The organism is Roseovarius sp. THAF8 (assembly GCF_009363735.1).
Taxonomy (GTDB): domain Bacteria; phylum Pseudomonadota; class Alphaproteobacteria; order Rhodobacterales; family Rhodobacteraceae; genus Roseovarius.
The window spans coordinates 588,175-606,279 of sequence record NZ_CP045410.1; the positions used below are offsets into that span (position 1 = coordinate 588,175).

General features: G+C 64.8%; 16 protein-coding genes and 4 tRNA genes. 6 read left to right on the top strand and 14 right to left on the bottom strand.

The genetic code is table 11. The features are described 5' to 3' along the window. Positions 1 to 61 precede the first annotated feature (61 nt). Positions 62 to 1,276, bottom strand: a complete 1,215-nt coding sequence (locus tag FIU85_RS02825; protein WP_152498163.1) for an N-acetylmuramoyl-L-alanine amidase — start codon at positions 1,274 to 1,276, stop codon at positions 62 to 64. Positions 1,277 to 1,454: 178 nt separating this feature from the next. Then, positions 1,455 to 2,597 (bottom strand): pyridoxal phosphate-dependent aminotransferase, encoded by a 1,143-nt coding sequence (locus FIU85_RS02830; protein ID WP_152495779.1) that lies wholly within the window; start codon positions 2,595 to 2,597, stop codon positions 1,455 to 1,457. Between the two features lie 138 nt (positions 2,598 to 2,735). On the opposite strand from FIU85_RS02830, the gene FIU85_RS02835 reads away from it, so the two are divergent. Continuing rightward, positions 2,736 to 3,488 carry a DsbA family protein gene (locus FIU85_RS02835; RefSeq protein WP_152495780.1) on the top strand — a complete coding sequence of 251 codons (753 nt, stop codon included), beginning with the start codon at positions 2,736 to 2,738 and terminating at the stop codon, positions 3,486 to 3,488. Between the two features lie 90 nt (positions 3,489 to 3,578). Here the strand turns inward: FIU85_RS02835 and ispG are convergent, their stop codons facing one another. The 3 genes from ispG to hemA form a co-directional block, all read right to left on the bottom strand. Further along, a complete protein-coding gene (gene ispG / locus FIU85_RS02840) occupies positions 3,579 to 4,709 on the bottom strand; it encodes a flavodoxin-dependent (E)-4-hydroxy-3-methylbut-2-enyl-diphosphate synthase (protein WP_152494447.1) in 1,131 nt (376 codons plus the stop codon). Between the two features lie 106 nt (positions 4,710 to 4,815). Further along, the gene (locus FIU85_RS02845; RefSeq protein WP_152495781.1) at positions 4,816 to 6,108 is read right to left on the bottom strand and encodes a helix-turn-helix domain-containing protein; all 1,293 of its coding nucleotides are present in this window, start codon (positions 6,106 to 6,108) and stop codon (positions 4,816 to 4,818) included. 139 nt (positions 6,109 to 6,247) lie between these two features. Further along, positions 6,248 to 7,471, bottom strand: a complete 1,224-nt coding sequence (gene hemA / locus FIU85_RS02850) for a 5-aminolevulinate synthase (RefSeq protein WP_152492174.1) — start codon at positions 7,469 to 7,471, stop codon at positions 6,248 to 6,250. Positions 7,472 to 7,721: 250 nt separating this feature from the next. On the opposite strand from hemA, the gene FIU85_RS02855 reads away from it, so the two are divergent. Together FIU85_RS02855 and FIU85_RS02860 are read left to right on the top strand one after the other, a co-directional pair. Further along, positions 7,722 to 9,110, top strand: a complete 1,389-nt coding sequence (locus tag FIU85_RS02855) for a dipeptidase (RefSeq protein WP_152495782.1) — start codon at positions 7,722 to 7,724, stop codon at positions 9,108 to 9,110. 3 nt (positions 9,111 to 9,113) lie between these two features. Continuing rightward, complete coding sequence (locus tag FIU85_RS02860) at positions 9,114 to 9,980, top strand: alpha/beta fold hydrolase (protein ID WP_152495783.1); 867 nt, start codon at positions 9,114 to 9,116, stop codon at positions 9,978 to 9,980. A gap of 15 nt (positions 9,981 to 9,995) precedes the next feature. Here the strand turns inward: FIU85_RS02860 and FIU85_RS02865 are convergent. Continuing rightward, positions 9,996 to 10,072: transfer RNA gene (locus FIU85_RS02865), tRNA-Asp, on the bottom strand. Positions 10,073 to 10,098: 26 nt separating this feature from the next. Further along, positions 10,099 to 10,175, bottom strand: a tRNA-Asp gene (locus FIU85_RS02870). Between the two features lie 302 nt (positions 10,176 to 10,477). On the opposite strand from FIU85_RS02870, the gene FIU85_RS02875 reads away from it, so the two are divergent. Next, positions 10,478 to 11,206, top strand: a complete 729-nt coding sequence (locus FIU85_RS02875; protein WP_152492171.1) for a helix-turn-helix transcriptional regulator — start codon at positions 10,478 to 10,480, stop codon at positions 11,204 to 11,206. On the opposite strand, the gene FIU85_RS02880 is transcribed toward FIU85_RS02875, so the two are convergent. Next, complete coding sequence (locus tag FIU85_RS02880) at positions 11,189 to 11,875, bottom strand: hypothetical protein (protein ID WP_152492170.1); 687 nt, start codon at positions 11,873 to 11,875, stop codon at positions 11,189 to 11,191. The genes FIU85_RS02875 and FIU85_RS02880 overlap by 18 nt on opposite strands. Before the next feature lie 202 nt (positions 11,876 to 12,077). Beyond that, positions 12,078 to 12,153: transfer RNA gene (locus tag FIU85_RS02885), tRNA-Val, on the bottom strand. A gap of 193 nt (positions 12,154 to 12,346) precedes the next feature. Here FIU85_RS02885 and FIU85_RS02890 point away from each other — a divergent pair. Beyond that, complete coding sequence (locus FIU85_RS02890) at positions 12,347 to 12,703, top strand: hypothetical protein (protein ID WP_152495784.1); 357 nt, start codon at positions 12,347 to 12,349, stop codon at positions 12,701 to 12,703. A gap of 9 nt (positions 12,704 to 12,712) precedes the next feature. On the opposite strand, the gene FIU85_RS02895 is transcribed toward FIU85_RS02890, so the two are convergent. Both FIU85_RS02895 and FIU85_RS02900 read right to left on the bottom strand, forming a co-directional pair. Further along, positions 12,713 to 12,787: transfer RNA gene (locus FIU85_RS02895), tRNA-Val, on the bottom strand. A gap of 98 nt (positions 12,788 to 12,885) precedes the next feature. Continuing rightward, positions 12,886 to 13,251 carry an HU family DNA-binding protein gene (locus tag FIU85_RS02900; RefSeq protein ID WP_152492168.1) on the bottom strand — a complete coding sequence of 122 codons (366 nt, stop codon included), beginning with the start codon at positions 13,249 to 13,251 and terminating at the stop codon, positions 12,886 to 12,888. A 126-nt stretch (positions 13,252 to 13,377) separates the two neighbouring features. On the opposite strand from FIU85_RS02900, the gene FIU85_RS02905 reads away from it, so the two are divergent. Further along, the gene (locus FIU85_RS02905) at positions 13,378 to 13,578 is read left to right on the top strand and encodes a hypothetical protein (protein WP_152495785.1); all 201 of its coding nucleotides are present in this window, start codon (positions 13,378 to 13,380) and stop codon (positions 13,576 to 13,578) included. Between the two features lie 160 nt (positions 13,579 to 13,738). On the opposite strand, the gene lon is transcribed toward FIU85_RS02905, so the two are convergent. From lon to tgt, 3 genes are all read right to left on the bottom strand, one after another. Further along, complete coding sequence (gene lon / locus FIU85_RS02910) at positions 13,739 to 16,150, bottom strand: endopeptidase La (RefSeq protein WP_152495786.1); 2,412 nt, start codon at positions 16,148 to 16,150, stop codon at positions 13,739 to 13,741. A gap of 468 nt (positions 16,151 to 16,618) precedes the next feature. Next, entirely contained in the window at positions 16,619 to 16,807 is a 189-nt protein-coding gene (locus tag FIU85_RS02915) for a hypothetical protein (protein WP_152492165.1), read from the bottom strand. A gap of 16 nt (positions 16,808 to 16,823) precedes the next feature. After that, the gene (gene tgt / locus FIU85_RS02920) at positions 16,824 to 17,954 is read right to left on the bottom strand and encodes a tRNA guanosine(34) transglycosylase Tgt (RefSeq protein WP_152495787.1); all 1,131 of its coding nucleotides are present in this window, start codon (positions 17,952 to 17,954) and stop codon (positions 16,824 to 16,826) included. Between the last annotated feature and the right edge of the window lie 151 nt (positions 17,955 to 18,105).

The following is an 18,105-nucleotide window of genomic DNA, read 5'->3' on the forward strand; positions in this document are numbered from 1 at the left end:
CTATAGGCGCCGCGCGATGCGCCGTCAAAACACATTCCGGTGCGCCCGGGCCGTCGGCGCCTCATTGCCGCACCAGTTCCGCGTTGGCCGCATCGGCCTGGCGCCAGGCCCGGACGGCGTCGCTGACCGCCTGCGCCATCCGGGCGCGCCATTCCGCGTCCGCGATGTTGGCACGGTCCCGGTCCGAGCTCAGAAACCCCACTTCCAGCAGGACCGATGGAATATCGGGCGATTTCAGCACCGAGAATCCGGCCATCCGCATGGGCCGCGAATTGAGCGGCAGCCCCTTCTCCCTTATGCCCATCTGGATCGCCTTTGCCAGCTGTTCGGCCCGGGGCTGCGTCTCCATCCGCGCCAAGTCCATCAGCACGTCGGCCACCACGTCATCCGATCCCGTCAGGTCGATCCCGGCCAACAGGTCGGCGCGGTCATGCCGCTCGGCCAGCGCCGCCGAGGCGCGGTCCGAGGCGCTGTCCGACAGGGTATAGACCGTCGCGCCATGCGCCCGCCCCTCAATCAGCGCATCCGCGTGCAGCGAAATGAACAGCCCCGCCCCGACCTGGTGGGCAATCGCCACCCTCCGTTCCAGCGAGACGAAACTGTCATCCTCGCGGGTCAGCACCACCTCGACATCCGCCTGCCGCAACAGCACGTCCTTCAACTCGCGCGCGAAGGCCAGCATCAGGTCCTTTTCCGACAGGCCGTCCTTCTCCGCGCCCGGATCGATGCCGCCATGCCCGGGGTCGATCACCACCGTGAACAGGCCCGGATCCGCCGTGCGCGCGGCTTTGCCGGGCGACGGATCCTGCCTGTCCCAGCCCGGCACCTTCGGCGCGCCCGAGGCCGCGGCGAAGGCGGCTTCGGTCACTTCCGTCAATTCGATCGACAAGAGCGCCGCGCCCGTCTCCTGCTCAAGCGCCATGTCCGCGGCCCGCACCGCGTACGGCCCGGCCAGCGTGATCACCATGCGCGACCAGCCGGGCCGGAAACTGCCCATGCGCACCTGCCGCGCCCGTTCGGCCATGTCCAGCAGGGCCGCGTCCACACCGCGCCAGTCCACCTCGCGGAAATCCACCACCAGGCGCTCCGGCGCGTCCAGCGTGAACACCCGCCACGGCACGCCCTGGCTCAGCGCCAGTTCCAGCACCAGGCCCTGCCGCGTATCCGACAGCCGCGAGCCGTCCATGTCGACCCGCGCCAGCCCGCCGAAAGAGGACTGCGCCGCCGCCGCCACGGCCCAAAGGCACATCATCATTGCCAGAAACACCCGGATCATACTGCTCAGCCGCTTTTCGGTCTTGGTTGTCGCCACTCTACACCAGCACGACCGATTCCCACAGCCCGCTTTTCCCCTGGCCGGAAATATCCCGGGGAGGAGGCCGAAACCCGGTTTCGGCCGGAGGGGCAGCGCCCCTCCTCTCCCGAAACCTGCGCGCCGCAGGCGCACACCCGGATCACCGCGCCGCCATGAAGGCCGCCAGCCGCCCCAGGCCATCCTCGATATCCGCCGTCGACCGCGCATAGGAAAACCGCAGCGTGCCGCCACCGCGCACCGGGTCGAAATCCAGCCCCGGCGTCACCGCCACCCCGGCCCGCTCCAGGATCTCGGCGGCAAAGGCCCGGCTGTCATCGGTCAGCTGGCTGACATCGGCATAGACGTAGAACGCACCATCGGGCGGCGCGATCCGGTCGAACCCGGCCTTCGGCAGGCCCTCCAGCATCAGCGCCCGGTTGGCGCGGTAGACGTCCATGTTGGCCTGCAACTCCGGCCCGCACTCCATCGCCGCCAGCGCCGCCACCTGGCTGGCATGCGGCGGGCAGATGAACAGGTTCTGCGCCAGCCGCTCGATCCGGCGCACATGTGTCTCGGGCGCCACCATCCAGCCCACGCGCCAGCCCGTCATGCTGAAATACTTGGAGAACGAGTTGATCACGTAGGCCTCGTCGCTGACCTCCAGCGCGGTGACCGCGCGGGTGTCATACTCGATGCCGTGATAGATCTCGTCGCTGATGAACCCCGCACCGGCCTCTTGCGCCGCCCCCATCAGCGCCGCCAGCGCGTCCCTGTCCAGCATCGTCCCCGTCGGGTTCGCCGGGCTGGCCACCAGCAGGCCGTCCAGCTTGTGCGCCGCCACATCTCCCGGCACGGGCTGATAGCGGTGCCCGGGGGTGGTCTCGATGTCCACCGGGCAGAGATCCAGCGCCTTCAGGATCTGGCGATAACTGGGATAGCCCGGCGCGCCGATGCCCACGCGCGCCCCGGTATCGAAAAGCGCCGTGAAGGCCAGGATGAACGCCCCGGACGAGCCCGGCGTGATCACCACCCGCTCGGGCGACAGGTCGATGCCGTACCACTCGCCATACAGCCGCGCGATCCGCGTGCGCAGCGCCGGCAGCCCCAGCGCCACGGTATAGCCCATCGGATCGTCCTGCGTGGCCCGCGCCAGCGCCGCCCTTGCGCCCTCGGGCGCGGGGGTGCCCGGCTGACCCACCTCCATGTGGATGATGTGCCGGCCGTCCGCCTCGGCGCGCCGCGCGGCTTCCATCACGTCCATCACGATAAAGGGATCGACCTCCGAACGGGTTGAGTTTCGCATCCTTATATCCCTACATTGCGGCCACACCCGGGTTTCACAGGGAAAACGGACGCACGTCAATGCACCTGGCCCGCCACGGCTTGACGCCATTCACGCGAAGCCCCAAACACGCCACGTATTCCGCAAAGGAGAGCCCGGATGACCCGTCCCCTCGTTACCGCGACCGCCCTCGCCCTGGGCCTTGCCCTGCCCGCACAGGCGCTCGACCTCGATGCCATGACCGATGCCGAACGCGCCGCCTTCCGTGACGAGGTCCGCGCCTACCTGATGGAGAACCCGGAGGTCATCATGGAAGCCGTCGCCGTGCTGGAACAGCGCGAGGCCGACGCCCAGGCGCAGAGCGACAAGGATCTCGTGGCCGCCAATGCAGACGCGCTCTTCGATGACGGCCATTCCTGGGTCGGCGGCAATCCCGACGGCGACATCACCCTGGTCGAATTCCTCGATTATCGCTGCGGCTACTGCAAACGCGCCCATCCCGAGGTGACGAACCTGCTGAAGGAAGACGGCAACATCCGCTTCATCGTCAAGGAATTCCCGATCCTGGGCGAGCAATCGGTCACCGCGTCGCGCTTTGCCATCGCCACGCAGCAAGTCGCCGGCGACGACGCCTACCATGCCGTCAGCGAGGCTCTCATGGCCTATTCCGGCGACATCACCGAACCGGCGCTGCGCCGGATGGCCGAACCGCTGGACCTGCCCGTGGACGACATCATCGCCGCGATGGGCAGCGAAGAGGTCACCACCGTGATCGAGGAAAACCACGCGCTCGGCCGCGCCCTTCAGATCTCGGGCACGCCCTCCTTCGTGATGGAAAATCAGATGCTGCGCGGCTACGTCCCGCAGGAAGAAATGGAAATGATCGCCGAGGAGATCCGCAACGAAGGCTGATCAGGGCGTTTCCGGGCCAACCAGCCTCACGGAATATCGCGAAACGCAGTGAAACGCGCGAAGATCACCGCGCAAGCCGTTGACCGGACATCATTCCGCGGCTTGCGCTCCCTCCCCGGCCGCCTCGATCTCGGCGGCCTTCTTCTCGACCTCCTCGACGATGTGCTCGATCATCTGATCGTTCGACATCTTGTGGCTGGCCTTGCCGGCAAGATAGACCATGCCGCTGCCCGCGCCGCCGCCGGTAAAGCCCACGTCGGTCATCAGTGCCTCGCCCGGCCCGTTGACCACGCATCCGATGATGCTCAGGCTCATCGGCGTCTTGATATGCTCCAGCCGTTCCTCCAGCGCCTCGACCGTCTTGATCACGTCGAATCCCTGCCGCGCGCAGCTGGGGCAGGAAATGATGTTCACGCCCCGGTGGCGCAGGCCCAGCGATTTCAGGATCTCGTAGCCGACCTTGATCTCTTCGACCGGGTCGGCGGACAGGCTGACGCGGATCGTGTCGCCGATCCCCATCCACAGCAGGTTGCCCAACCCGATGGCGCTCTTGATCGTGCCCGAGGTCAGCCCGCCCGCCTCGGTGATGCCAAGGTGTATGGGTGCGTCCGTTGCTTCGGCCAGCGCCTGGTAAGCGGCGGCGGCCATGAACACGTCCGACGCCTTGCAGCTGATCTTGAACTCGTGAAAGTCGTTGTCTTCCAGCACCTTGATATGATCGAGCCCGGATTCCACCATGGCCTCGGGCGTGGGCTCGCCGTACTTGTCCAGCAGGTGCTTTTCCAGGCTCCCGGCATTCACGCCGATCCGCATGGAACAGCCGTGGTCGCGCGCCGCCCTGATCACTTCGCGCACCCGGTCCTGGCTGCCGATATTGCCCGGGTTGATCCGCAGGCAGGCCGCGCCCGCCTCGGCGGCCTCGATCCCGCGCTTGTAGTGGAAATGGATATCCGCCACGATCGGCACCGGGCTTTCGCGCACGATCTCCTTCAGGGCGCGGGCGCTGTCCTCGTCCGGCACCGAGACCCGCACGATATCCGCCCCCGCATCGGCGGCAGCCTGCACCTGCGCGACCGTGCCCTTGACATCGGTCGTCGCCGTGTTGGTCATGGTCTGCACGCTGATCGGGGCGCCGCCGCCCACCGGCACGTTGCCCACCATGATCTGGCGGCTTTCCCTGCGATAGATATTACGCCACGGGCGGATGTGGTTCAGCGACATCAGTACAGGTCCAGACAAGTTTCAATCCTGCGTCCAAGGTAAGGATGCAGCGCGGCTATGACAATGAAAGGATCGCGAATTAAGGGTCCGGCCCTTCAGGCGCGGATCAGTCCTGTGTCGGCGGTGTCTCGGCCCGCGCTTCGAGTTCGGCCACGTAGCGCGAAAGGTCCTGGTCGGAGTCCAGGTTCGCCACCGGCAGCGCATCGGCCAGCATCTTCGAATCCAGCGGCAGGCCAGAGGTCACCTGCCCGCGCTGCCCGGCCGGGCCATGGTGCACGCCGTTCACGGCGAAATAGATCGCGCCGCTTTCCCCGATCCGGATCGTCGGCGCATCTTCCATCACCGGCACGTCCCAGGTGTCGCCCGCGTTCATGATCGTCTCGTAGATGACACTGCCATCGGGTGCCTGCACCCGGACCCACGCGGGACGGACGGCCACCATCTTCACGCCGGCGGGCTGCTCGGCCAGAACCTGTGGTCCCTGGCGCTCTTCGCCGGTCCGGCCCGTCTGGCCCGTCCGGGGCACATCGGCGATCTGCGCGGCACCGGCCGTGGCCGTCGCGTAATCGGGCGAGGTCCGGTCCGCCTCCGGCAGCGTGCCGCTGAACGCCCCCACATCGGCAGGGTTCAGCGTGGAAATCGGCGCGTCGCGCGCGACCATTACGGGCACATCCAGCGCCTCGGGCCGGTACAGCCGGTCCAGCCGCTCGTCGCGCGGGGCGTCGAACACCGACGCCGTCGTCGCGGGATCGTTCTCGCGCGTCTCGCCGTCGCTCTGGGCCGGTGCGACGGCGCCGTCCAGCGGATCGAGGTCGCTCAGGACCGCAGGTGTGTTCTCGACCGGGGCGAACTGCACGCGTTGCACCTCGTTCAGGATGCTCCACGCGCCATAGCCCAGGCCGCCGATCAGCAATGTCAGCACCATCGCCGACCCGATCGCGCCCGGCTCGATCCGGGCCAGAAACGATTCAGTGGCCGGCACGAACGGTGTCTTCGGCAAGGCGATGGGATCTTCGCTGCGGGCCTTGCGCCGCATCGGCATCGCGTCGGGGCGGCGGATACTGCTGGCCTCGGCCGACATGCCATGCGCGATGGAAAACCCGCTTTCCGCGCAGAAGCCGGCAAAGGCCCGGTCGGGATCCATGTTCAGATAGCGCGCGTAGGACCGCACGTAGCCGGGGATGAAGCCCGGCGTGTCGAACGCATCGGGATCGCAATTCTCGATGGCGGCGATGTAGGAGGCCTTGATGCGAAGCTCGCGTTCAACATCCAGAAGGGATTTGCCCAGTGTCGCGCGCTCACCGCGCATAAGGTCGCCCAAGCGCAACTCAAACGCGTCGAAACCACGCGGCTCGACGTCCGGTTCCCCAGTATATCGCTTGGATCGGAACCCTATCATCAGGTTCTGCCCTCTAACTTCGTGCCTGCGTTTATCCCGCCGCGCGAAACCCTTCATCCGGGTCTGTCCGATTCGCGCGATGCCCTTTTTCTTTATGCACTCTTAGCATAGCGCAAGAAACAATGCACCTGTGACGAAATTATGCTGACAGTTCGGCACGATTCAGCGCGCAATGACTCCAGAGTTCATCCATCGCGTTAACCAGATGGTCCATCTCGCGCGGGCCATGCACCGGCGAGGGGGTAAAGCGCAGCCGCTCGGTGCCGCGCGGCACGGTCGGGAAATTGATCGGCTGCACGTAGATGCCGTAGCGCTCCAGCAGCATGTCCGACAGTTTCTTGGTGTGCACCGGATCGCCCACGATCACCGGCACGATATGCGTGCCGTGATCGATGATCGGCAGGCCCAGCCCCTTCAACCGCAGCTTCAGGATCCCGGCCTGGGTCTGGTGCCGGTCGCGCAGGTCCTGATCGTGCTTGAGATGCGCAACCGACGCGGCCGCACCGGCGGCGACGGCCGGCGGCAGCGACGTGGTAAAGATGAAGCCCGGCGCATAAGACCTTACCGCATCGCACATTTTCTCGCTCGCGGCGATATAGCCGCCCATCACGCCGAACGCCTTGGCCAGCGTGCCGTTGATGATGTCGATCCGGTGGGTCAACCGGTCGCGTTCGGCCACGCCGCCGCCGCGGGGACCGTACATGCCCACCGCGTGCACCTCGTCCAGGTAGGTCAGCGCGCCGAACTCGTCCGCGATGTCGCAGACCGCCTCGATCGGACCGAAATCGCCATCCATCGAATAGATCGATTCGAAGGCGATCAGCTTCGGCGCCGCGGGATCGTCCGCCGCCATCATCTCGCGCAGATGGTCCAGGTCGTTGTGCCGGAAAATCCGCTTGGACCCGCCGTTGCGGCGAATGCCCTCGATCATCGAGGCGTGGTTCAGCGAGTCCGAATAGATGATCAGCCCGGGAAACAGCTTCGGCAGCGTCGATAGCGTGGCATCGTTGGCGATATAGGCCGAGGTGAACAGCAGCGCCGCTTCCTTGCCGTGCAGGTCCGCCAGTTCGGCCTCCAGCCGCTTGTGATAGACCGTCGTGCCCGAGATGTTGCGCGTGCCGCCCGACCCTGCGCCGGTGGCGTCGAGCGCCTCGTGCATCGCCGCCAGGACGACAGGGTGCTGCCCCATCCCGAGATAATCGTTGCCGCACCAGACGGTGATCGGCTGCTCGCCCCCGTCGGGCCGCTTCCAGGTCGCGTGCGGGTACTGGCCATTCGTCCGCTCGATATCGATGAAGGTGCGGTACCGCCCTTCCTCGTGAAGTCGGTTCAAGGCGATATCGAGCTTGGCAGTGTAATCCACGCGGATCTCCTCCTGGCAGTCTGACGAGGCGCGGCGCGGAGGCGGCCAGCTTCGCCCTTGTTGCGCCGGATATAGTTTTAAGGCTTGGCGCGCAACAGGTTACAAATTGCCACGCCCCTGCCCCCGTGACAACCGCGCCCGGCCCCTCCTTTGGTCGCAGGCGCAAGGGGCCGGCGCCCCGATCCCGCTGGACAGTCCGGCGCGCGGTGGTAGGGTCCGGCCAACATTTCCTTCAGACCGGAGTTCGCGCATGTCCCTCGACGCCATCCTCACCCGTATCGACGACCAGTTGCCCGACGCGATGGACCGCCTGACGGATCTCCTGCGCATCCCTTCCATTTCCACCGATCCGGCCTTCAAGCAGCCCACCGAGGACGCCGCCGACTGGCTGGTCGCCGACCTGCAAAGCCTGGGCATCAAGGCCGAGAAGCGCCCCACCACCGGCCACCCCATGGTGGTGGGCCACGCCGACGGACCCAAGGGCGGCACCGGCCCGCACCTCCTGTTCTATGGCCATTACGACGTCCAACCCGTCGACCCGCTTGAGCTTTGGAAGACCGACCCCTTCGATCCGCAGATCCAGGACACCGACACAGGCAAGGTCATCCGCGGCCGCGGCGCCTCGGACGACAAGGGCCAGCTGATGACCTTCGTCGAGGCCTGCCGCGCCTACAAACACGTCACCGGCGAGATGCCCTGCCGCATCACGTTTTTCTTCGAGGGCGAAGAGGAATCGGGTTCGCCCTCCCTCATCCCCTTCATGAAGGAAAACGCCGAAGAGCTTCAGGCCGATCTTGCACTGATCTGCGACACCTCCATGGTGGCCCCCGGCGTGCCTTCCATCGCCTCGCAGCTGCGCGGCATGATGAAGGATGAATTCACCATCCACGGCCCCCGCATCGACCTGCATTCGGGCCACTATGGCGGCCCCGCCCTGAACCCGCTGCGGGAAATCTCGCGCCTCATCGCCTCGTTCCACGACGACACCGGGCGCGTTGCCGTCGACGGCTTCTACGACGGGGTGCAAGAGGTTCCGGCCGAGCTTCTGCGCCAATGGGAAAGCTGCGGCTTCGACGAAAAGGAATACCTGTCCTCGGTCGGCTTCACCCAAGCGCATGGCGAGGCAGGCTACAGCACGCTCGTCCAGCAATGGGCCCGCCCCACGCTGGAAATCAACGGCCTCTGGGGCGGCTATCAGGGCGCCGGCACCAAGACGGTGATCCCCGCCGAGGCGCATTGCAAGCTGACCTGCCGGCTGGTCGACGACATGGACCCCGACGCCCTGCGCGAGAACATCCGCAAGCATGTCGAAGACCGCCTTTCGCCCGACGCCCGCGTCACCTGGAACGACGATCTCGACGGCTCGCCGGCGGCGAAGATGAACACCGACCGCCCCGAGTTCGAGGCCGCCCGCCAGGCACTCTCCGATGAATGGGATCGCGAGGCGGTTTTCACCGGCATGGGCGGCTCGATCCCCATCGCCGGCTTCTTCAAGGAAATCCTGTCGCTCGATTCCATGCTGATCGGCTTTGCCCAGGAAGACGACGCGATCCATTCGCCCAACGAGAAATACAACGTCGAGAGCTTTCACAAGGGCACCCGCAGCTGGGCGCGCGTGCTCGACCGGCTGTCGCGCTAACCCGTGCCCATCCCCGGCTTTCGCCACGCGACCGCGCAGGTCAACGGCATCCACGTCGCCTACAGCATCGGCGGCTCCGGCCCGCCGCTGCTGCTCTTGCACGGTTTCCCGCAGACCCGTGCGCTCTGGGCCCACGTGGCCCCGGCGCTGGCTCAGACCCATACGGTCGTCTGCCCCGACCTGCGCGGCTATGGCGACAGCGATAAACCCCGGGATGTCGCCGCCTGCAGCTTTCGCGAAATGGCCCGCGACCAACTGGCGCTGATGTCACACCTTGGCCACGACCGCTTCGCCGTCGCAGGCCATGATCGCGGGGCGCGCGTGGCGCACCGGCTCGCGCTCGACGCGCCCGACGCCGTGACCTCGCTATGCCTGATGGATATCGTCCCCACGCACACCCTTCTGACTAAATTGCGGATGGACGTGGCGCAGACCTATTACCACTGGTTCTTCCTTGCCCAGCCCGGCGCCCTGATCGAGGACATGATCGCTGCCGACCCGGACGCCTATTACCAGTCCTGCCTCACCGGCTGGGGCTCCGCCGCGCTCGATGATTTCGCCACGGATCAACTGGCCGCATACCAGCGCAGCTGGCGCAACCGCGACACGATCCGCGGCATGTGCAACGATTACCGCGCCGCCATTGCCCATGACGTGCATGACGATGCCGCCGATCTCGACGCCCGCATCGCCTGCCCCACGCTGATCCTCTACGGTCGCGACGGGGCGATGGCCCGCCACTATGACGTGCCGGCCACGTGGGAGCCGAAATGCGCCGACATGCGCTCCGGTACGGTCGAAGGCGGCCATTTCTTCATCGACACCGCGCCCGAGGCGACCATCGCGGCGCTGCGCCGGTTCTTCGACTGAATGCAGGGGATGACGTGGCGCGGTTGACGGGGCTCGAACCCGCGACCCCCGGCGTGACAGGCCGGTACTCTAACCAACTGAGCTACAACCGCGCGAAGGTCGTAATGTTTTGCAGCGGTGGCGCGGTTGACGGGGCTCGAACCCGCGACCCCCGGCGTGACAGGCCGGTACTCTAACCAACTGAGCTACAACCGCCCGCTGCAAACCCGAAGCCATGCCCCGAGCGTGAGAGGGTGTTTAGGCGGCGCGGCCCGTCCCGTCAAGCGTTCACCGCGTCAAATCGACAGGTTTTTCCACACCCGCTCCGACGCAGGTTTTCAAGCGTTTCGTGACGTTGCGTCAGTCTTCGGAAACAGTGTTTTTCTTTGGATTCAGGTGCACAGGTGCCAAGCGTTGGGGCTAAATACTTTACTGGCGAAGTGTCAATCGCTATTTGACGTTACTGCAATAGACCTCTTATAAATGACTCGTGATCCGTAAAACAGGATTGGTATCTCGTGCTGGATTTCCATGATCGACTGAAGACCTACATCAAGGGCTCGTCCTATGATTACAAAGGCCTGTCTCTCGAGATCGGACAGGGCGAGCGTTATATTTCCAACCTCCTGTCCTCGAAAAGTGACCCGGGCTATTCCAGCGTCGTCAAGATCTGCTCCGCCCTCGGCATCACGCCGAACCAGATCGCCGGTCTCAACGACCAGATAACCCTGGCCGGCGGCGAGATCGACAACCGCATCGTCACGGCCCAGGCCGAGCGGATCCTGACCTCCGTCACCCGCGAGGCGCATCGCAAGCTGTCGCAACGAGGCGCCCGCCCCCTCCTGGACGACGTGCTGACCTGGTGGCACCAGCAGGGCGGCGTTCTGACCAATTTCGACACGCTCAGCGAACATGTCGATCTCTACCTTGCGCCGGACGAGCATTCGCGCCTGCCCGAACCCTACAAGATCGGCCACCAGAGCCTCGCCGCGCAAAGCTTCGGCATCCAGACGGCCGAGCACCTGCGCTATCTCTTCACCACCTTCGATGACAAGCTGTGCGAAAGCGTCCGGCTGGCCCATGTCGAGGCCACGCGCGGCGAACCCAAGCTGACGATCGAGGAAATCGACGTCATGCTGCCCGGCCACAGCTTTCCGCTGCGCTTCACCTACAAGCGGCTGTTGCTGCCGGTGCGTGATGGCGAAGGCAACAAGTACGTGCTGAACTACTCACAAGCTCTCGAGTGAGCCGGCGTAATACGCCATCATGTGAGACAGGTGCTCCGACGACAGCGCCACCAGCCATTCGCTGTCGCCCCGCCCCGCGGGCGCCGGATCGGCCCATCTCGCCACGCCCGGCACCTGCACGGTGAAACCATACGTGGTTGCGAATCCCGCCATCACGTCCCGGTCCCGCATCATCGCATAGGTCCAGTCCACCGGCCATTTCGTGGCGATACAGCAATGCAGCAGCAACATCAGCTGCCGCAGGCGCTGCCGCGACCCCCGCTGCCCCGGGGCGACGAAAAGCTCTCCGATATAGGCCATGCGCCCGTGAAACCCCGGCGGCAGCGCCGTGGTGAAGTCCAGCAAGGTGTCGCCGGACGGGTGCGGATAATGCCGGCGCATCGTCCGGCGCATGTAGTCGCCCATGTTCTCGCGTCCGACATTGTCGAACCGCGTCGCCACCGCGGCCACGAAGGTCTCGCCCTCGCGCAGCACCAGCCAGAAGCCGGACTCTTCGGTGAAATCGTTGTAATGCGCCGACAGTTTCGCGGTGACGCTGGTCTTGCCATGCTCCCGCACCAGCTGTTCCACGGCCTCGAAATCCGACACCGTCTCGATAGCGTACCCGTTGCGCGCCAGGCCCGAGACGCAGGCCCCGCCGACCTTGATAAGGTCCAGTGAATTCTGCATGTGCTCCTGCTTCCCCTGCATCGAGCCTTGCCGTGGCAACCGTCGGCCCACCGGCATCCGCAAACATGGTTAACAGCGTGGAATGCAGGTTGGAATGACTCCGATCCTCAAAAACGGAATGTTTCTCCAAGCGAAACAACCCCCGGCACGTGTTTCGACATCGGAAAGCGCGCGTCTGCCATCCTGTTTCCATTAGGGGGAATGGTGGGCGGTGAGGGACTCGAACCCCCGGCATCTTCGGTGTAAACGAAGCGCTCTACCAACTGAGCTAACCGCCCCTCGTTGCGCTCCTCTAGCAACACCGCAATGGCCTTGCAAGATGCTTCGCACCCGACCGCCCCGCCGACTGCGCCGTCGAACTTTCCCGCAACAGGCCGGGCAAAAATGAACACGGGCGTTCCGAAATCTATTCAGAACGCCTGTGCCCGTGCCTAAGGTCGTCGGCAACGAAGAAAAAGACTGCGCACGAGCATGGCCCTCACTCTTCTTGCATTCGCACTCCCGGCGGCGCTCTTTCTGGTGCTGGCCCTCCTGCCCCATGGCCGGCCCGCCCTGCTGGCCGCCCTGGCGATGGCGGCAGCCCTCATAATCCTGTGGGGCGCGCATTATCTCGACGTCCTGGGGCTGGGCAGGCACGGCCAGGGCAATGCCCGGATCATCGCATTCTTCATGCTCCTCGGCCTCACCCTCGCCTGGTTCATGGCGACGTCGCTTCAGATCCTGCGCCAACGCTTCCCGCCGCACTGGCCAGGCTGGAGCTGGCCCGCCGTGGTCGTCGTGACCCTGCTGGTCATCGGCTACGGGCTCTGGCGGATGCTGAACGTATAGAGTGGGAAATGGTGGGCGATAGAAGATTCGAACTTCTGACATCTTCGATGTGAACGAAGCGCTCTACCACTGAGCTAATCGCCCGCCGGAGCCGCTGTTTAGCGCCCCTTCGAGATCGGTGCAATAGCAAAGCCGCATGATCCGCGCAGGGAATTTCACCCTGCAGGCGGATCCAGGCAAACCTAGCCGTTGCCGCTGGTGTCGTCGTCCTTCGATTGCCGGATCTTCGCCACGGTGACCCGCGCGTTGCCGACCTCTTTCTGGCGGTTGATCTTCACCTTGCCCAGCGGCTTGAGGTTCAGTTCGCGCCCTTCGGCCAACGCCTCGCCCAGTACTTCCAGCATGGCCTCGACCACCGGCTTCACCTTGTTCTTGTTCAGATCGGCACGGTCCGCCACCAGCTGAAGCAGCTCCTGCTTCTTGAGTTCGGTCGAAACGATCTCCGCCGCGGTCGTCTCCGTGACCACGTCCAGATCCGCCTTGGCCGGGGCGGCGGGCGCCGTGGCCGCGGCCTTGGATTTCGGGCTTGTCGTACTGCGCGATGCCATTTTGGGCCTCTAATATTTGCACTTTTGACACACGATACCGGATTTGGAACGGAATACCACCGCCGAGTTGACGTGCCGGCAACCGGGCCGCATAAACTGTCGCCAATTATCACTGGGGATCACGCAATGAAGAAAGTTATTGTCGCCGCCGCTGTCGCCTCGCTGCTTTTCATCGAACCCGGCCTTGCCGGAAACTTGTCAGACCCCGTGCTCGATCAGCAGGTTATCGCGGATGCCGCCGTCGAAGATTCCACGGCCAAGGTCGATGCGCTGATGCTGACGTTGTTTTACGTCTTCCTCTTCGCGGCGGCCGGCGGCGCGTTCTAGACTGCGAAACCGCGCAATCGGGCCCCCGAACCGACCGGCCGGTCATCCGGCGCCTGCGCCTGCGCGGCCTGCGGCAGGCGGCCTTGAATAAATCTGCCCGGATGAAAAAAAGGCGCCCGACCGGGGCGCCTTTCTCTTTTCACTGAACGGTTGGGCCGGCCTAGTGGGTCACCGCCCCTGCCCCGTCATCCCGCGACTTTCGCGCGGCCTCGGCGGCAGCCGCCTCCTCGGCGGCTTCGTCCCATTCGACCGGCTCGGGCGCCTTGACCAGCGCCAGCCGCAGGACATCGCTGACATGTTCGACCGGTATGATCTCCAGCCCCTCCTTCACGTTGTCGGGGATTTCGGTCAGGTCCTTCTCGTTTTCCTGCGGGATCAGAACCGTCTTGATCCCGCCGCGCAGGGCCGCCAGCAGCTTCTCCTTCAGCCCGCCGATGGCCAGCGCATTGCCGCGCAGCGTGACCTCGCCGGTCATGGCGATGTCCTTGCGCACCGGGATCCCGGTCAGCACCGACACGATCGACGTCACCATCGCCAGGCCCGCGCTGGGGCCATCCTTGGGCGTGGCGCCCTCGGGCACGTGCACGTGGATGTCCCAGTTCTCGAACCGCGGCGGTTTCACCCCGATCTGCGGGCTGATCGACCGGACATAGCTTGAGGCCGCGTCGATCGATTCCTTCATCACGTCGCCCAGCTTGCCGGTGGTCTTCATCCGGCCCTTGCCCGGCAGGCGCAGCGCCTCGATGTTCAGCAATTCGCCACCCACCGACGTATAGGCCAGCCCGGTGACGACACCCACCTGGTCCTTCTCCTCGGCAAGCCCATAGCGGAACTTCTTCACGCCCAGGAACTCGTCGATATTGTCGCCGGTCACGTCGACGCGCTCGGCCTCTTTCTTGATGATCTTGGTCAGCGCCTTGCGGCAGACCTTGCTGATCTCGCGTTCGAGGTTCCGCACGCCCGCCTCGCGGGTGTAATGCCGGATGATCGCCGTCAAGGCACTGTCATCCAGGCTGAACTCCTTCTGCTTCAGACCGTGGTTCTTGATCTGCTTGGCCAGAAGGTGCTGCTTGGCGATCTCGCGCTTTTCGTCCTCGGTGTAGCCGGCCAGCGGAATGATCTCCATCCGGTCCAGCAGCGGCCCCGGCATGTTGTAGGAGTTCGCCGTGGTCAGGAACATCACGTTCGACAGGTCGTATTCGACCTCCATGTAGTGGTCGACGAACGTACCGTTCTGCTCGGGGTCCAGCACCTCCAGCATGGCCGACGCGGGATCGCCCCGGAAATCCTGGCCCATCTTGTCGATCTCGTCGAGCAGGATCAGCGGGTTGGTCGTCTTCGCCTTCTTCAGCGACTGTATGATCTTGCCCGGCATCGAGCCGATATAGGTCCGGCGGTGACCGCGGATCTCGGACTCGTCGCGCACGCCGCCCAGGCTGATGCGGATGAACTCGCGCCCCGTCGCCTTGGCGACGGATTTGCCCAAGCTGGTCTTGCCCACGCCCGGCGGGCCGACAAGGCACATGATCGGGCCTTTCAGCTTTTTCGAGCGTTGTTGCACCGCGAGGTACTCGACGATCCGCTCCTTGACCTTCTCAAGGCCATAGTGGTCGTGGTCCAGCACGTCCTGCGCCCGGCCCAGATCCTTCTTCACGCGGGATTTCGTGCCCCACGGAATCGACAGCATCCAGTCCAGGTAGTTGCGCACCACCGTCGCCTCGGCACTCATCGGGCTCATGTTCTTGAGCTTCTTCAGCTCGCCCTCGGCCTTCTCGCGGGCTTCCTTGCTGAGCTTGGTGTTCTCGATGCGCTCTTCCAACTCGGCAATCTCGCCTTCGCCGTCCTCGCCATCGCCCAACTCCTTCTGAATGGCCTTCATCTGCTCATTCAGGTAATATTCGCGCTGCGTGCGCTCCATCTGGGACTTCACGCGCGTCTTGATCTTCTTTTCGACCTGCAACACGCTCATCTCGCCCTGCATCAGGCCATAGACCTTCTCCAGACGCTCGCTGACGCTCAGCGTCTCCAAGAGTTCCTGCTTCTGCGCCACCTCGATGCCCAGGTGCCCCGACACCAGGTCGGCCAGCTTGGCGGCATCGTCGGCCTCGGTCACGGCGGCCAGCGCCTCTTCGGGGATGTTCTTCTTGACCTTGGCATAGCGCGCGAACTCGTCCGAAACGGTCCGCAGCAGCGCCTCGATCGTCGCGGCGTCGCCCGGCATCTCGGCCAGGTACTCGGCCCGCGCCTCGAAGAAATTCTCGTTTTCCAGGTATTCGGTGATCTTCACCCGCGCCACACCCTCGACCAGCACCTTCACGGTGCCGTCGGGCAGTTTCAGCAGTTGCAGCACGTTGGCCAGCACGCCGGCCGTGTAAATGCCGTCCGAATTCGGGTCGTCCTCGCCCGGGTCGATCTGGCTCGACAGCAGAATCTGCTTGTCGTCCTGCATCACCTCTTCCAGCGCCCGGACGGATTTCTCGCGTCCCACGAAAAGCGGCACGATCATGTGCGGGAACACCACGATATCGCGCAGCGGCAGCACGGGGTAAGAGGCGTTAAGGGGATCTTGCATGCTCGGTATCCTGTATTGGCAAGAAGGCTCCGGTCCCGACTTGGCGGCAACCACCGGCCTTCTCCGTTTCGATAGGCTTAATCTGGGCGCTCTCGGACCAGTTTCAACCTCGGCCCACAAGGGGGCTGGTGCCAGCATGACTCGCGGCGCAGACAGGCACAAGCACCAAATATACGCGTTCTTAACAGTGATTGCGCATTTTCGCGCAGGCGCGGCCCATGCGTGGACGCGCGTCTTGGCGCGTCCCTGGCGCGGCACGGTCAGGCCAGCAGCACCGCCGCCAGAACCGCCATAGAGGCCCAGGTGAAGGTGAATACCGCATATGTCATATGATCGCTCCCAGCCTGTCACGGTGTCGTGATGCCTCTGGGTCGCGCTCTGCCGGCAAAGCGTTCAAAAAAATGAATCGGTCCGGTGCGTGGTGCCGGTCTGAAATTCAGGGCTCGGAGGGTCCGTCGCGTGCCTGAACTAGGCGAGCAGCACGGCCGCGAACAGCGCGACGGACATCCAGCTAAAGGCAAAGGCAGCATAAGTCATTGTAATAGTACTCATTTCCCCAGTAATGACATCAGGATAAGCGGAAAACCGCCCACCACCTAGAGAAATCGGATCACGTTTTGGAAACAGTTTGGAGCCAAAAGCCGGTGGATCGGCCAAGCCATTGCGAAAGCTCTTAAATCGGCGTGATATCCCCCTCGGCCCGCCCGCCGTGAAACTCTGCTTCCCAGGCGGCGAACCGGCCCTCGGCGATGGCCTCGCGCATCCCCGCCATGATCTCCTGGTAGTAATGCAGGTTGTGCCAGGTCAGCAGCATCGAACTGATGATCTCCTGGCTGCGAAACACGTGATGCAGGTAAGCGCGCGAATAGTTGCGGCAGGCCGGACAGGTGCAGGCCTCGTCCAGGGGGCGCGGGTCGTCCTGGTGCCGCGCGTTCTTGATGTTCAGCACGCCGCGCCGGGTGAACACCTGCCCCGTCCGCCCCGACCGCGACGGCAGCACGCAATCCATCATGTCCACCCCGCGCTTCACCGCGCCCACGATGTCGTCGGGCTTGCCCACCCCCATCAGGTAGCGCGGCTTGTCCTCGGGCAGATACCCGGTGGCATAGTCCAGCACGCCGAACATCGCCGCCTGCCCCTCGCCCACGGCCAGGCCGCCCACCGCGTAACCGTCAAACCCGATATCCACCAGAGCCTTCGCGCTTTCCTCGCGCAGATCCTGCGTCACGCCGCCCTGCATGATCCCGAAAAGCGCATGCCCCGGCCGGTCGCCAAAGGCGTCCTTCGACCGCGCCGCCCACCGCATCGACAGGCGCATCGCCCGCGCCACCTCGTCTTCGCTCGCCGGCAGCGCGGGGCATTCGTCGAAACACATCACGATATCGCTGCCCAACAGGCGCTGGATCTCCATCGACCGCTCGGGGGTCAGCTCGTGTTTCGACCCGTCGATATGGCTCTTGAAGGTGACCCCAGCCTCGGTCAGCTTGCGCAACCCCGCCAGGCTCATCACCTGGAACCCGCCACTGTCGGTCAGAATGGGCCGTTCCCAGTTCATGAACCGATGCAACCCGCCCAGGGCGTCGATCCGCTCCGCCGTGGGCCGCAGCATCAGGTGATAGGTGTTGCCCAACAGGATATCCGCCCCGGTCTCGCGCACACTTTCGGGCATCATCGCCTTGACCGTGGCGGCGGTCCCCACCGGCATGAAGGCCGGCGTGCGCACCTCGCCGCGCGGCGTGCGGATCACCCCTGTCCGCGCTTGCCCGTTCGTTGCGCCCAGCTCGAAAGCGAACCCGTTCGTCATATCATCACCCTCTGACCTCACCGCGCCCTCCATAACGCCTTTGGCGAAAGCTTCAATCACCCCGGTTTTCGAACCCGGACCGGTCCGCGCGGAAGAAAATGAACCAAATCGGCACGGGCCGGGTTATGCTGGCACGAAAACGACGGGACCC

Excerpts from the sequence above, each read along its gene's own strand:
- FIU85_RS02825 (WP_152498163.1), bottom strand. The coding sequence starts at position 1,276 with ATGATCCGGGTGTTTCTGGCAATGATGATGTGCCTTTGGGCCGTGGCG.
- FIU85_RS02830 (WP_152495779.1), bottom strand. The coding sequence starts at position 2,597 with ATGCGAAACTCAACCCGTTCGGAGGTCGATCCCTTTATCGTGATGGAC.
- FIU85_RS02835 (WP_152495780.1), top strand. The coding sequence starts at position 2,736 with ATGACCCGTCCCCTCGTTACCGCGACCGCCCTCGCCCTGGGCCTTGCC.
- ispG (WP_152494447.1), bottom strand. The coding sequence starts at position 4,709 with ATGTCGCTGAACCACATCCGCCCGTGGCGTAATATCTATCGCAGGGAA.
- FIU85_RS02845 (WP_152495781.1), bottom strand. The coding sequence starts at position 6,108 with ATGATAGGGTTCCGATCCAAGCGATATACTGGGGAACCGGACGTCGAG.
- FIU85_RS02855 (WP_152495782.1), top strand. The coding sequence starts at position 7,722 with ATGTCCCTCGACGCCATCCTCACCCGTATCGACGACCAGTTGCCCGAC.
- FIU85_RS02880 (WP_152492170.1), bottom strand. The coding sequence starts at position 11,875 with ATGCAGAATTCACTGGACCTTATCAAGGTCGGCGGGGCCTGCGTCTCG.
- FIU85_RS02890 (WP_152495784.1), top strand. The coding sequence starts at position 12,347 with ATGGCCCTCACTCTTCTTGCATTCGCACTCCCGGCGGCGCTCTTTCTG.
- FIU85_RS02900 (WP_152492168.1), bottom strand. The coding sequence starts at position 13,251 with ATGGCATCGCGCAGTACGACAAGCCCGAAATCCAAGGCCGCGGCCACG.
- FIU85_RS02905 (WP_152495785.1), top strand. The coding sequence starts at position 13,378 with ATGAAGAAAGTTATTGTCGCCGCCGCTGTCGCCTCGCTGCTTTTCATC.
- lon (WP_152495786.1), bottom strand. The coding sequence starts at position 16,150 with ATGCAAGATCCCCTTAACGCCTCTTACCCCGTGCTGCCGCTGCGCGAT.
- tgt (WP_152495787.1), bottom strand. The coding sequence starts at position 17,954 with ATGACGAACGGGTTCGCTTTCGAGCTGGGCGCAACGAACGGGCAAGCG.